Raw genomic sequence first — 13,977 nt, 5'->3', positions numbered from 1 at the left:
GAAAAATACAGATTATACGGAAATGGTTTGCCGAGGTCAATCCGCCTATCAGGCTTCTGCGGGATTTTTTACAACGGCGATGAACGGCAGGTTTCTGTACCGGCCGGCAGCATCCAGACCGTACCCGACCACGAATTCGTTGGGAATGACGAATCCCGTATAATCGACGACCAATTCCTTCTTGATCCGCGGTTCGGGTTTATCGAGGAATGTCGCGAGTTTGATCGAGTTCGCTCCGCGCGAGCCGAGGATGTCGAGCAGGCGCGAGAGCGTCAGGCCCGTGTCAATGATGTCCTCGACGACCAGCACGTCCTTGCCGCGGATCGGGTTGCTGAGGTCCTTCAGGATCTCGACGTCGCCGGTCGATCTCATCTGGTCCTTGTAGCTCGAGATCGACATGAAATCGATCGTCAGCTTTAGGTCGATCACGCGCATCAGGTCGGCGAGAAAGACGCACGAGCCCTTTAGAACGCTCACCAGAACGAGGTCTTTGCCTGCGTAATCACGCGTTATCTGCTCACCAAGGGCGTGAATTCGCTCGCGTATCTGCTCCTCGGTGAAGAGCGGTTCAAGATTGGGATTGGTGAACTCTGACGTTGCCATCTGTGTCGATTCCGTGGCCATTATTACCTCGCAGTTTGAAAGGATCGGTTTTTGGAATAATATTCAAATGTAAGACGCATTTCAAATAATGACCGATAAAGAAACACGCGACCGCGTTCGTGAACTTGTCCGACAGGTGCTCGCGAGTGTCCCAACCGAGGGCGAAAGCCAGTCGGCAGCGGCAGTAAGCAGTGGCGAGGTCGAGCACGTCGTAGTCAATTCGCTCCAGGAAAAGCTCGGCCGCGAATGGGACCGCGACGAATCTGCCAAATCGCTGATCACCGAAGACGACCTTCGCGGCCTCGAACCCGGCTCGCGTGTTCGCATCGCCATTAATGCCAAGTTCACCCCGCTTGCCGACGACCTGGCCGGTGACCTCAAGCTCGAACTGATAAGAAAGGAAGCGCGGCAAAGCGCCGTCAAGGTCCGCTCGGTCGCGATCGGCTCGGACCATGGTGGGTTTAAGACGAAGGAGCAGCTAAAGTCCTTTCTCGGCGACCTCGGCCTCAATGTCCGCGATTTTGGCACTGAGAATGAAGATGCGGTCGATTATCCCGACTTTGCTCACGCCGTCGCCAAATCGGTCGCCGGCAGGCAGGTGGATGTCGGCATTATTATCGACGGGGCTGGGATCGGCAGCGCGATGACTGCGAACAAAGTGCCCGGCGTCCGCGCGGCACAGTGCTATTCGGTGGCGTTAGCCAAGAATTCTCGCGAGCATAACGGGGCGAATGTCCTCACGCTCGGAGCGGGTCAAAACTCGTTCGAAGAAATAAAAACTATCGTCGAAGCCTTTCTCTCGACCGAACTCGCCGAGGAACGGCACAAAAGCGTGTTGGAAAAATCGAGGCTGTTGAAAGACAATACATTAGGTAATGCAGGGAAGCGGCAACTATGACCAATTGATCGACCAGATCACCGATATGGTGCTGGCGAAGCTGACGGGTGAGGAATACTGCCCGACGTTTTGCCGTGCCGACGTTGAGCGGATCGTCGATGCCGGTGCCGAGCGTATCGGCATCGTTTTGGGCGAGACGGCGACGGCGCATGATTGGGCTTCGCTGATCGATCACACGTTATTGAAGCCCGAGGCATCATATGCCGACATCAAGAAACTGTGTGATGAGGCGGCTCACTATGGTTTTGCTTCGGTGTGCGTAAATCCTGGCTGGGTCAAGCAGGCTGCAGAATTCCTGAAGGGCTCGGGCGTCCCGGTCTGCACGGTGATCGGTTTCCCGCTCGGTGCGACGCTGCCGGACGTAAAAGCCTATGAGGCCCGGCGGGCGATCTTTAACGGAGCCACTGAGGTCGATATGGTCATCAATATCGGTGCTCTCAAATCAGGCGATGATTGCGCGGTCGAGGATGATATTAGGGCCGTCGTCGAGGCCGCGCATGAGAACCACATCCTTTGTAAGGTGATAATAGAGACCGCGCTGCTCACCGACGAAGAAAAGGTCCGTGCCTGCCTCGCCGCAAAGAACGCCGGTGCGGATTTTGTTAAGACCTCGACCGGCTTTGCCAAAGGCGGCGCCACCGCCAACGACGTCGCCCTGATGCGTCACACCGTCGGCAAAGCCCTTGGCGTCAAGGCATCAGGCGGCGTGAAGGGAATTGACGACGCCCGCGCGATGTTCGAGGCGGGAGCAACCCGCATCGGTGCATCCGTTGGCGTGAAGATCGCACAGGAAGCCAGCGGTGTTAGGTCGACGATCGTTGCCGGCAGTTACTAATTACGAATTCTTCTGCCGGGCTGCGGCGCGGTCAAAGTTCTTCCGGTAGTCCTCACCCAGCATCACGACCGTATTGCACATCTCATAGAGACGTGAACGCAGTCGTGTGCCGATGCGGTCTTCGAGGACCTCGTCGCGGTCGGTCGGACGTTGGTCAAGATAGTTGGTCGTAAAGATCGTAAGCCTTCGGTCGTTGTAGCGGGTGTTGATGACATGGGCCATCGTGTCGCGAACCCACTCGGTGGGCTTCGATGCTCCCAGTTCGTCGAGAACGAGAACCGGTACGTTAAGGACCGGTGCCAGAACGCCCAATTCGGACGTATGAGTATTTGAGTTATACGAGTCCTGGATCTCCTTGAGCAGAGTTGCAAAGTCGTAGAACCGACAGGCGACACCACGTTCGAGCGTCAGCCCTTTCAAGATAGAAACCGCCAGGTGTGTTTTCCCGACTCCGACATTGCCCATCAGGAGCAGTCCGCGGTCAACCGGGAAGTTTTTCACGAGATCGATAGACGCCATCAGTGCGTTCGTTTGAGACTCATTCCGTGGCTTGTAGTTGTTAAAATGATAATTGTCGTACCGTCTAGGCAGGCCCACACGCTCAAATTGCCCCGATTGGGCCTTGAGCTTGCGGCAGCTGCAGATTCGAGCTCCCTTGTCGGGTACGATCTCGAGTCCTGTGCCGCCGCATTTTGGACAGAGATCGGTCAAGCCAGGCGAGTCGTCAGACGGCAACACACGGGTTGGAACGGCTTTCAAGTCTCTCTTTTGTATCTTTTCCTGGGGCATCGGGGCAGCCGACGAGATTGGATTATACCACCGGCAAATTTCAGATGCCAGATTCCAAATTCCAGATTCGTAAGATAGCATTGATTTGGAATTTGGAATCTGAAATTTGGAATCCCATGGGCCTGATACGCAGTATTCTGATCAAATTAAAGCTCGCCGATCTCAGTGCCGAACGCGCTCCGATCAGCGTTATGCTGCTTGACGATGACGAGCGGCGGCATCGATGGTTCAAGAAGAGGTTTGCGGGCGATGAGATCGAGATAGCGGCGACCGTCGAAGAGGCAAAGGAGCTGCTTACCGACGGCACCTACGACGCGATCTTTCTCGATCACGACCTGCTGCCGCATCATTACGAATCAAACGATCACGACGATTTTGCCAACACCGGTTACGCCATCTGCGAATTCCTCAACGAGCGAGCTGACCTTCAGAGAGCAGCGACGATCATTGTCCACACTCGGAATGCGGACGCTGCGATCCCAATGGTCACAAAATTGCGCGAGACGGGGCGAAATGTCGAGTACTGCGCCTTTCCGATGCTTGATCTAAAGATCAAGAATTACTGGAAACGCTAGCCAATGAAGCGTAATAGCACCAAGGCCACGATCAGGATCACAACAAATCTGGCGAGTATGACGATCGTCTTCATTTCCGGCTGGTGCCGCGGATGAGCACGTCGGCGGTCTTTGTTGTTCGGTCAAGCACGTCGCCGCGGTCGCCCAGTTCGACGACGCTCAGGCTGTAAGGCAACAGGGCGTTTGTCGCAGACAGGAATGTGACCGCCAGATCGCGTGGGTCGCCCTTGCGGATGGTACCCGCTTGCTGGCCTTCGGCGATAACGGCGGCGAATATCTGGGCCTCCTCCGCAAAATACCCCTTGCGCCGAGCGAGCAGCTTTGGCCTAACGGCGGACAGCAGCTCATTCACACTCTGCGAATAGTGCTGTACGCTGTCAAAGCGATACATCACCCGTTCGATGAGCATGTCTTTGAGGCGACTCTCGGCCCTGCCGGGCCGGGCGGCGATCTCGCGCAGGTTCGATTTTAGACGGTCGATAATGCGGTCGATGTGTGACAGCGCGATCTCCTCCTTGCTCGAAAAGTGCAGATAAACGCTGCCCTTGCCGATGCCGACCGCCAGCGCGAGGTCCTCGATCGTCATCTTCTTATAGCCGTATTTTGCGAGCAGCTTGTCCGTCGCGTCGAGAATTGCCTGTTTAGTTTGGGTCTTCGGATCTGAGTCTCTCATAAATGACCAATGACCGAAATGATCTTCTGTTCAGAGTATAGCAAATGTACGCAATAAATCCAGGACAGGTCAAAAGCTAGAAATACTTTCGCCCTCGCAGCTTTTCAGGCATCAGGTCGTTCTCGGGGTCGTTCCCCTCATCCTTGCCGTAGCCGAGATCCTTCATCAGACGCGTGGGGGCATTGCGTATTTTCATCGGGACGGGCAGGTTGCCGAATTTCTTCGCGTCATCCATCGCCTTGCCGATCGCTTCCGTTGACGAACGGTCCTTGGCTGCGTTGGCCAGATATGCCACACCGTGGGCGAGATTCAGGACACATTCGGGCAGGCCGATGGTCTCGACCGCACGGAACACTTCGTTTGCGACGACCAATGCCGTCGGCTGGGCGAGGCCGATGTCTTCGGACGCAAAAATGACCATTCGGCGGGCGATGAATTTAGGGTCTTCGCCCGATTCGATCATGCGGGCGAGATAGTAAATGGCCGCATCAGGCTGCGAGGCGCGCATCGATTTGATAAACGCCGAGATGACGTTGTAATGCTCCTCGCCGCGTTTGTCGTAACGAAGGAACTTGGACTGGAGAGTCTCCTTGAGCGTTTCGACCGTGATCGTGTCGTACAGTTCCGACGTGTTCTCGATCATCGTGATGGCCTGACGCGCGTCGCCGTTTGCCATCTGGATCAGCCATTCCCTTGCTTTTTTGTCGAGCTTCTTGCCGGTTCGTTCGATGATCGCGGCCATGTCAGCGTCGCCTAGCTCATTGAGTACGAACACTCGCATCCGCGACAGCAGGGCGGAGATCACCTCAAAACTCGGATTCTCGGTAGTTGCGCCGATAAGCACCAACTCGCCGCTTTCGACGAACGGCAGCAAAAAGTCCTGCTGCGCCTTGTTAAATCTATGGATCTCGTCGAGAAAAAGGACGCGAGGCCGTCCGTCGGCCGACTGCGTTTTAATGATGAGCCGAATGTCTTCCTTGCCCGCCGACACCGCCGAAAGCTCATAGAACTCAGCATTTATCGCCGTCGCGTAAATTCGCGCGAGCGTCGTCTTGCCCGTGCCCGGCGGCCCCCAAAGGAGGAACGAAAACACATGGCCCTGCTCGATAGCAAGGCGCAGCGGCTTCTCATCGCCGACCAGATGAGATTGCCCCACAAACTCATCCAGCCCACGCGGCCTGATCAAACTAGCGAGAGGCTCCATAACGGAAGGATAATGGAACGTAATCGATAACTGAAAACGGAGAACGGAAGACACCTTCAGGTGTGGGCCGAGCGAAACTCTCCCCGCATATATCTAAAGAATTGAGCCGCAGATAAACAGAAGACGCAGAAGAGATGATGCCGAAGCTGTATGGAGGGGCTATTTGACCTTGAATGCGTAGCCAAATGAGAGGACGAGGTTGCCGGTGCGGCTCTTGCCGTCGTTGACGGTGTCCTTCTGGAGCGTCGTCAGGCCGTAGGCGGCGCGGGCGTCGATGAAGAAGTAGTTGTCACCGGCCCGTTTGAATGTCACGCCGCCTCCACCCGTAACGCCAACATTCCAGCGGTTCAGTTCGTTGGTGACATCGGTCTTGGCATCGAATGGGATCGGCGGAAAGCCTGGCACCGGCATCGTGCCGCCGTTATCGAGGTATAGCGGACTGGTGCCGCTTGTCACGGTCCTCGCCTTGAGAAGGTATCCGACGTACGGCCCACCATTGACGTACCAGCCGACTGGCTTGTCCTTTCGCACCCGATACTTGAGCATCACCGGGAATTCGAGGTAATTCAGCTTTGCGGTGTTGTTAAAATTAGCAAAGTAGTATTGTCCGGCAGGCAGTGGAGGCAGGCCCGGAATCGCCTGTGTCACAGGCTGGATGCCGTTGCGCTTGCCGCCCTGCGGTGCGTAATCGACCTCGAATTGTATCGAGGCGTTCCGCGTTAGCCCCACATCCACAAAGCCGCCGAAGTTAGGCGCCATGCGAGACTTGTAATCGCGGGTGATCTCTTGATCGCCGCCGCCGACCAGTTTTGGGACCGAGAATCCGGCCTTGATGCCGACATGGACGCTGCGTTCATCATCCTGAGCGATGCCCACCGAACTGAGTATGGCGGTGAGGCCAAGCATCAATGCCAAGCGGCGGCTTGTAATCATAACGTGCGTTCTGAAAGAGAAGTGGTGGCCAGGGACGGGATCGAACCGCCGACACGCGGATTTTCAGTCCGCTGCTCTACCAACTGAGCTACCTGGCCGCGCGACGCATCCGATCATCGACCAGACACGAATTTGTAAGTGTAAATAAGCGGTTTTTGGTTGTCAAATGAGCGTCTCGTTCAGGATTGATGATACCTCGGCCGCAGGCTATAATCGTGTGAAAGTCTATGAAGAAAGCAGTGATCTTTTTCATGTGTGTGGTCGCGACCGGCTGCGTCGCCTGCGGCGGCGGTTCGAATAACGCTGCGACCAACACCAATATCGCTCCGCAGGAGATCAAGATCGACCCGGCAAACATGCCGCCCGGCCTGTCGACGACACCGCTACCAATGACGGGCACACCTATTCCGGGCATACCCACCAACGGGAATCTTGTGCTGCCAAAGGGCACTAGGTCGACGCCCGGCATTCCGAGCGAAGCGGAACTGAAAAAAGGCCTAAAGCCGGGCGCAAAACCAACGCCCGGCATTCCGTCGCCGGAGCAGATCCGTAAGATGCTCGATCAGGCAAATGCACAACCGCCGGTGAACGGAACTCCGCCAATGATGAAAAGCAACCGCAAACTCGGCGGGAATCCGTAAAGATATTCACCACAAAGGCACGAAGGGCACAAAGGAAATAGTGAGAATCAAAGGATGACTCGCTTTATTCCATTCTTGAGGAGAGGGACATTGAAATTGATAAGAAGACCCAGTCGATTCCCTGTAAGTTTGAGATAGGTCATCAACTGGGCCTGATGGATGGGCAACGTCGCTTCGACGGCTTTGACCTCAATTATCAAAGACTTTTCAACCCAGATGTCCAGTCTGAGATCCGCATCGAGCTTCATTCCGTCGTAAACGACCGGCACGGCCATTTGCCTTTCATACACCAAGCCCGCCTTCTGCAATTCGTAGCAAAGGCACCGTTCGTAGACGCTTTCGATCAGCCCGGGACCGAGTTCTTTGTGCACTTTCAGCGCAGCACCGATTACCAGGTGAGACAACTGCTCAACCCTTTCCGTAACCTTTTCAAATGTTTCAGCTGCCGCTGGACCGCTCAACCCCGAATCCTCCCGAGAATCCTTTGTGTCCTTCGTGCCTTTGTGGTCAATTTCCTACCGCCGCAGCTTCGGCTTCTGGTTTAGAAAAGCCCAAGGCCGCTTTTACGTCATCTTCGATCCGTTCAAGTAGATCGGCGTTTTCTTTGAGCATCGCCTTGACGTTATCGCGCCCCTGGCCGAGGCGTTCGCCCTTGTAAGAGAACCATGCCCCGCTTTTCTCAACGATATTGTGGTTGACCGCGAGATCGAGCAGGTCGCCTTCGCGCGAGATGCCTTCGCCGTACATGATGTCAAATTCAGACTCGCGGAACGGAGGCGCACACTTATTCTTCACGACCTTTACACGAGTGCGGTTGCCGACAGCTTTGTCACCGTCCTTGATCGCGCCGATGCGGCGAATATCTAGCCTGACGCTGGCGTAGAACTTCAACGCCTTGCCGCCGGTGGTTGTTTCCGGCGAGCCGAAAAATACGCCGATCTTCTCGCGAAGCTGATTGATAAAGATAAAGCAGGTGCGGGAATTCGACACGATCGCCGTTATTTTACGCAATGCCTGCGACATTAGCCGCGCCTGAAGGCCCGGCAGGCTGTCGCCCATCTCACCATCCAATTCCGCCCGCGGCACCAGCGCGGCGACCGAATCGATCACGATCACGTCAACGCTATTGGACCTTACGAGCGTCTCAGCGATCTCGAGCGCCTGTTCGCCCGAGTCAGGCTGGGAGATGAGCATGTCGTCGATGTTCACACCGAGTTTGGTCGCGTATTCCGGGTCCATTGCATGTTCCGCATCAATATATGCACACACGCCGCCGGTCTTCTGTGCCGACGCTACGACCGATAGCGCAAGGGTCGTCTTCCCCGAACTCTCAGGCCCGTAAACCTCAACGATACGCCCGCGCGGAAAGCCGCCGACGCCTATTGCTGCATCGAGGCTGAGACAGTTTGTCGATATTGCTCCGGCGTCCTCATGCGGCTTTTCGCCAAGCCGCATGATCGCGCCCTTGCCAAATTTCTTCTCGATCTGCAGCAACGCAGACTCGATCGCTTTACCTTTGTCCATATTCATTTGTGATGGTTCTCCGTTCATTTGCTCGCTCCGTATGGCGGTTGCCAAGTGAGATGAGGTTATCACGGGAGCGGCTGGAATGCAAGCCCGTTGCACTACTGCAACGCAACTTGTTCCGTCCTTTTATCTCAGATGCGTGGAAGTCTAGTCCATTGACCAGCGATTGGCAAGAGTACTGCTCGGCATTCTTCGATGTCTTCGCAAATTGAGCGCTTGACACCCTGAGCGAAAGGCATATAATTGTTGCGAAATTAAGAATTTAAGTGTCCGCGGTCGGTGATGGCAGATTTCTCTGTTTCGAGCCTATCGCCATCCGGTCTCAGTTGTTTTTCACAAGCAAGAGGAGGAGTGTTCCATGTTTAGATCGAAGAAATCGTTGCGTGCGGTCGTGATCATGACCGTGCTTATCGCAGTTGCGACCTTCGCTGCGGCTGCACCGTTTGGTGGATGGAGCTGGCTCACGCAAAGTGCAGCGGCTTACGGATTTCCGGGTATGACGATCACGTCGCCGGTTTCGTCCGGCGCTGTTGCGGCAGAGCAGGATAACCCTGAAACGCTGATCGAAAAGGCGCGTGCGCTGGCCGCGGAGAGCGAGCCCTCGCAAGAGCGTTCACTGCCGCTGGGATCAGTTGCCACACGTGCTCCTGAGGGGCCAAATCCGCTCTTTGCGGGCGTTGATGACGCCACGATACCGGCTGCGCTGATCAATGTGACTAACAGCAGCAATATTCCGGCGTTCTCGGGCTTCCAGGTTTGGGGGGCAGCGTATGATGCCGTGAACAATAAGGTCTATTTCAATAGCGGGAGCACCTTACTCGAATGGCCTGTCGGTGGAGCGGTTACTTCATTAGGCACCATCGTAGATGCCGGCGGAGCTGCCCAGGCCATGGTTGGCCTGGCATTCTATAACGGGACGCTCTACGCTACCAAGAACATTGCAAATGAGGCGATCTGGTCGATCAACACGACGACACTTGTGGCGACGGTGGTGATCGATTATGCGGACGCCGATTTCGATTGCGGCGGCTTTGATGTTGATCCGAATACAGGAACCTTCTATTGCACTAATGACGATACGTCTCCCCTCGGGAGCGGCCTTTTCAGGATGAATCCGGATGGGACGGGCACCCTGATAGCCCCATATCCGGCTGGCCGGACGGACATTGATGGGTTGGCCGTCAGTCATGACGGCAAGGCATATATGGTAGAGGACGACGCCTCGGGACCGATCCATGTATGGGATTTCGTCGGCAGCACCTATCTGCCACCGCTGACAACCCCGTGGCCGACGAGTGAGACGTTTTCAGCCGGGGCATGGATAACGACTGCGGGCGGGGCGACGCCGACACCGACACCACCGCCGGCAACACCGACGCCGACACCACCGCCGGCAACACCGACACCGACGCCTACACCTCCTCCGGGATGTGCGGGACAGACATTCCCGGCGAGCGGGCTGCCGATTGCGATACCTGATAACTCGCCAGGCGGCGTGCCAATTACCATCACGGTATCGGGACTGACAGGGACGCTGACCTCAGCACAGTTGAGGGATTGGACGTGGGGCCCGGCGCACTCATGGGGCGGCGACATCAAGATGACGCTGCAAGCACCGAGCGGCGGACCGACGGCGACGATCGTCGAGCGGCGCGGCAATACGGTGTGTCCGCCGACTGGATTTGGGTCATCGAATGATCTTGTCGGGCCGTACAACTTTGGCGACGGGTTCCCGAACACGTTCCACACGGTAGCGGGCAATCCTGTGCCTGCGGGCGACTACTCAGCAAGCCAGTGCGTAACGACGCCGGGCGAAGCGGTATCGCTGAACACTATATTCGGCGGGCCGGTGCGTCCGACAGCGGACAGTGCAGGCCTTGAAGTGTTTGACGGCATGGCACCTGAGGCGCTGGAACGGCAACTGGACGCTGACGGTCAGCGACAATGCGGGCGGCGACACGGGAACACTGTCATCCGCAAACCTCTGCTTGGTAGCAGGCGGCGGCGGACCTTCGCCAACACCACCGCCGGCCTCACCGACGCCAAGCCCGAATCCGAGCCCGAGCGTGAATCCGACGCCGAGTCCGTCTCCGACGTGTGTGCCGGGCAGCGGGACACCGGGAACATGGTCCAACGGAATTGTTGGCCCGGCAGCCCGATACCGTCACGGTGCGGTGAGCGACGGCACCTTCGTCTATGTATTTGGTGGAGGTGATAGCGTTGCGAGCACCCGATTCAACGATCTGTGGCGGTGGGACCCCACTACTGGTACCTGGACGCAGTTAGCGAACATGCCGACGGGTAAACAGAACATTCAGGGTGCCTACTGGAATGGCAAGATCTATGTGCCGGGTGGATACAACGCGACGCCTGCGCATATTACGGAGAATGCGATCTACGATATTGCAACGAACACATGGTCCACCGGTGCCCCCGAGCCTGCAGCAGTGAGCGGTGCCACGGTTGCCTATAACAACAAGGTCTACGTCTTTGGCGGCAATCCGGGCCCGACGGCAATAACACGCATCTACGATATTGCTGCGAATACGTGGAGCACGGGTGCGTCGATGCCCACAGCGACAACTTACGGAAGAGCGGTGGTTGTCGGTAACTTCGCCTATTACATAGGTGGGATTGCAGGAGCGACGACGGCTGCGGTCCATCGCTATGACTTGGTTGCGGATACCTGGTCCACAATGGCGCCGCTTCAGACCGCTCGGGCAAGTGCCGAAGTAATGGCATCACCCGACGGTACGTCGATCTTTGCGGTTATGGGTGGTGATTCCACCTTCTTTACCGGCGTTCCGCTTGTGAACTCGGTGGAGATATACAACATCGCCCGGAACAGTTGGAGCTATGGGAATCCCGTCGTTACCAAGGCTGCGGCTCCGGCCGGTGGCCTCGCCGGCGGCAAACTGATGGTGCAGGGTGGCGTTGACACGACAACCTATCTCAACGCCGTGCAGATCTCAACTCTGAGCGGTGGCGGAGGCTGTCCGACGCCGACACCACCACCGGCAACGCCGACACCGAGTCCCGGGGTGACGCCGACGCCGACACCGACGCCTCCGCCGGCAACGCCGACGCCGACGCCTCCGCCGGCAACGCCGACGCCGACTCCTAACCCGAGTCCGTCACCGACGTGTCCGCCGGGCGGATCGGGCAGTATCACAACCCTGCCTCCTAACAACGGTAGCGGTGGTATTTTCCTGCAGCTGACGCCAACGTCGTCCGCTCTCACGGTGACATCGTTCGACACTCCTTTCTCGGGTGCGGTAGGGACATCGGCCAGTGTTGAGGTTTGGACGCGTCCCGGACCTTACGCGGGCTTCACGAGCAGCAGCGCGGGATGGACACTATCGCAAACGGTTTCCGTAACTACTGCCGGAACATCGACTAATGCTCCGGTGGTGCTTACGACACCGTTGAATGTTCCTGTCGGGACGACGTCGATCTACCTGCATTCGATCACCACAGGGGCAGGTATTAGGTATCAGGGCACGGGGACGACTGCGACAACCACATTCAATAACAGCGACCTTACGCTGTTCACCGATGTGTCACGTACCGGTATCGTTCCCTTTGCGGGCACGCAGTTCACGCCGCGGGCATTCTCAGGCAACGTGAACTATACGACCGGAGGCTCATGTGCAACGCCGACACCTACGCCGCCGCCGGCGACGCCGACGCCGAGTCCGGGCGGGACGCCGGAGATACGCTTTAGTGCGAATACGTACTACTGCAATGAGTCGATGAACGGAGTGATCACGCTTGTGCGTAACTTCAACACGACAGGGACGGATACGGTGAACCTCGCAACGTCGAACGGCACAGCGGTCGGCGGAGCGGCACCGGGAGCGGGCATCGACTATCAGAACGTCAACACAAACGTCACGTTCCTGCCGACGGAGGCGTCAAAGAACGTGAACGTGCCGTGCTATGGCGACACGCTGACGGAGGCGACCGAGACGGTGAATCTGACGCTGAGCGGGCCATTCACGAGGCCCGGCGGTGGAGATGAGGACGAAGGCACGACAGCGGCTGCACCTGAGGTGCAGAACGCAGTGCTGAACATCATCGACACGGCGTCTGCATTCCGATTCACGAACCCGATATGCGTGACGTTGGGCGGGACGGCTGATGCCTATCCGGCACCTATTCCGGTGGCAGGCGGGCCGGCATCGATCGCGGGGATGCGTGTGACGCTGTATGATCTGTCATACACCTTCCCGGATCACATCGATGCACTGCTGGTCGGGCCCGGAGGGCAGAAGTTCGTGATGATGGGCGACGCGGGCGGAGCTCTGCCGATACCGCCGGGAAGCCCCGTAACGCTGAGCTTCCGAGACATAGGGCCGGGCGTACTGCCAAACTCAGGGCCGCTGGTGACGGGCAACTTTGAGCCGACCACGTGGGAGACGCCTGTGACCAACTTCCCGGGTGCGGCACCCGCAGGGCCGTACTCTGAGCCCGGATCGACGATAGGCGGCACGGGAACACAGACATTCGCGGGCAATTTTGGCGGGACGAACGCCAACGGCGTGTGGAATCTGTGGATCCGCGACGATGCGGGCGTGCCGCTGGCACCAGAGGCCATCTCAGGCTGCATCAACGGCGGCTGGGGCCTTGAGTTCCTGTCAACGACGGCGGCCAACGCCTCGATCTCAGGACGCGTGCTGACGGCCGACGGGCGGCCGATACGCAATGTGACGGTATCGGTGACGGGCAACAGCCTGAGCGAGCCTCGCGTCGTGCAGACGGGCAGCTTTGGCTACTACAACTTCGATGACCTGAGGACGGGTGAGACGTATGTGATCACGGTACAGGGACGGCGATACTTCTTCCAGATGCCGAGCCAGATCGTGTCGCTGACGGACAACATCGCCGATCTCAACTTCATCGCTCTGCCCGACGACAGCCAGAACCAATAGCTCCGCACACAGCGGACATCATCCAAGGGCGAGGCCTCACCGGCCTCGCCCTTTTTCTGGTACTGAGTGGTTTTTCCTTTGCGGCTTTGCGGCTTGGCGCGAGGGATTTCGCGTAAAGACGCGAAGAGACGGAGGAAGAAGGGGCTCGCAAAGACGCAAAGACGCAAAGAGGCGTAGGAGGGAGCCGGCAAGACGGACCTGGGCCATTTTCGGGATCGGGTAGTGTCTTAGACACTACCCGGGATCGGAAGGGTTTGACTTGCGGGTTTATCTTGCGCGAAAATTAGGTCGTTACTAATAATCACCAGTTTTGATTACCGATTGTCGCTGCTTTGCCGGTATGCCATTCGAGGGCTGAGCGTATCGGC

12 protein-coding genes and 1 tRNA gene are annotated in these 13,977 nt (G+C 57.4%); 5 read left to right on the top strand and 8 right to left on the bottom strand.

What is annotated here, in order from left to right; translation table 11 throughout:
• Nucleotides 1-48: 48 nt before the first annotated feature.
• Nucleotides 49-603: a hypoxanthine phosphoribosyltransferase gene (gene hpt / locus IPM59_12460; protein ID MBK9216379.1), complete on the bottom strand. Its 555-nt coding sequence runs from the start codon at nucleotides 601-603 to the stop codon at nucleotides 49-51.
• A gap of 88 nt (nucleotides 604-691) precedes the next feature.
• Here hpt and IPM59_12455 point away from each other — a divergent pair, with 88 nt between their 5' ends.
• Both IPM59_12455 and deoC read left to right on the top strand, forming a co-directional pair.
• On the top strand, nucleotides 692-1,501 hold the full coding sequence (locus tag IPM59_12455) for an RpiB/LacA/LacB family sugar-phosphate isomerase (GenBank protein ID MBK9216378.1): 810 nt from the start codon (nucleotides 692-694) through the stop codon (nucleotides 1,499-1,501).
• 25 nt (nucleotides 1,502-1,526) lie between these two features.
• Nucleotides 1,527-2,336: a deoxyribose-phosphate aldolase gene (gene deoC, locus IPM59_12450; protein MBK9216377.1), complete on the top strand. Its 810-nt coding sequence runs from the start codon at nucleotides 1,527-1,529 to the stop codon at nucleotides 2,334-2,336.
• On the opposite strand, the gene IPM59_12445 is transcribed toward deoC, so the two are convergent.
• A complete protein-coding gene (locus IPM59_12445) occupies nucleotides 2,337-3,047 on the bottom strand; it encodes an ATP-binding protein (GenBank protein MBK9216376.1) in 711 nt (236 codons plus the stop codon).
• Nucleotides 3,048-3,241: 194 nt separating this feature from the next.
• Here IPM59_12445 and IPM59_12440 point away from each other — a divergent pair, with 194 nt between their 5' ends.
• The gene (locus tag IPM59_12440; protein MBK9216375.1) at nucleotides 3,242-3,700 is read left to right on the top strand and encodes a hypothetical protein; all 459 of its coding nucleotides are present in this window, start codon (nucleotides 3,242-3,244) and stop codon (nucleotides 3,698-3,700) included.
• A 70-nt stretch (nucleotides 3,701-3,770) separates the two neighbouring features.
• Here IPM59_12440 and IPM59_12435 read toward each other — a convergent pair whose 3' ends face one another.
• The 4 genes from IPM59_12435 to IPM59_12420 all read right to left on the bottom strand — a co-directional run bounded on the left by IPM59_12435 (nucleotide 3,771) and on the right by IPM59_12420 (nucleotide 6,608).
• Nucleotides 3,771-4,373 carry a TetR/AcrR family transcriptional regulator gene (locus tag IPM59_12435; GenBank protein ID MBK9216374.1) on the bottom strand — a complete coding sequence of 201 codons (603 nt, stop codon included), beginning with the start codon at nucleotides 4,371-4,373 and terminating at the stop codon, nucleotides 3,771-3,773.
• A gap of 76 nt (nucleotides 4,374-4,449) precedes the next feature.
• Nucleotides 4,450-5,577, bottom strand: a complete 1,128-nt coding sequence (locus IPM59_12430) for a replication-associated recombination protein A (protein ID MBK9216373.1) — start codon at nucleotides 5,575-5,577, stop codon at nucleotides 4,450-4,452.
• Nucleotides 5,578-5,736: 159 nt separating this feature from the next.
• Nucleotides 5,737-6,510: a PorT family protein gene (locus IPM59_12425; GenBank protein MBK9216372.1), complete on the bottom strand. Its 774-nt coding sequence runs from the start codon at nucleotides 6,508-6,510 to the stop codon at nucleotides 5,737-5,739.
• Nucleotides 6,511-6,532: 22 nt separating this feature from the next.
• A tRNA-Phe gene (locus tag IPM59_12420) sits at nucleotides 6,533-6,608 on the bottom strand.
• Nucleotides 6,609-6,737: 129 nt separating this feature from the next.
• On the opposite strand from IPM59_12420, the gene IPM59_12415 reads away from it, so the two are divergent.
• Nucleotides 6,738-7,151, top strand: a complete 414-nt coding sequence (locus IPM59_12415; protein MBK9216371.1) for a hypothetical protein — start codon at nucleotides 6,738-6,740, stop codon at nucleotides 7,149-7,151.
• A gap of 47 nt (nucleotides 7,152-7,198) precedes the next feature.
• Here the strand turns inward: IPM59_12415 and IPM59_12410 are convergent, their stop codons facing one another.
• Nucleotides 7,199-7,612 carry a GxxExxY protein gene (locus IPM59_12410; protein MBK9216370.1) on the bottom strand — a complete coding sequence of 138 codons (414 nt, stop codon included), beginning with the start codon at nucleotides 7,610-7,612 and terminating at the stop codon, nucleotides 7,199-7,201.
• A gap of 46 nt (nucleotides 7,613-7,658) precedes the next feature.
• Nucleotides 7,659-8,681 (bottom strand): recombinase RecA, encoded by a 1,023-nt coding sequence (gene recA / locus IPM59_12405; GenBank protein MBK9216369.1) that lies wholly within the window; start codon nucleotides 8,679-8,681, stop codon nucleotides 7,659-7,661.
• A gap of 1,883 nt (nucleotides 8,682-10,564) precedes the next feature.
• Here recA and IPM59_12400 point away from each other — a divergent pair.
• Complete coding sequence (locus IPM59_12400) at nucleotides 10,565-13,609, top strand: carboxypeptidase regulatory-like domain-containing protein (GenBank protein MBK9216368.1); 3,045 nt, start codon at nucleotides 10,565-10,567, stop codon at nucleotides 13,607-13,609.
• Nucleotides 13,610-13,977: the final 368 nt, after the last annotated feature.

The organism is Chloracidobacterium sp. (assembly GCA_016715795.1).
Classification (GTDB): Bacteria; Acidobacteriota; Blastocatellia; order Pyrinomonadales; family Pyrinomonadaceae; genus OLB17.
Note: the sequence above shows the minus strand (reverse complement) of the source record. Positions and strands in the feature narration are given on the sequence as shown.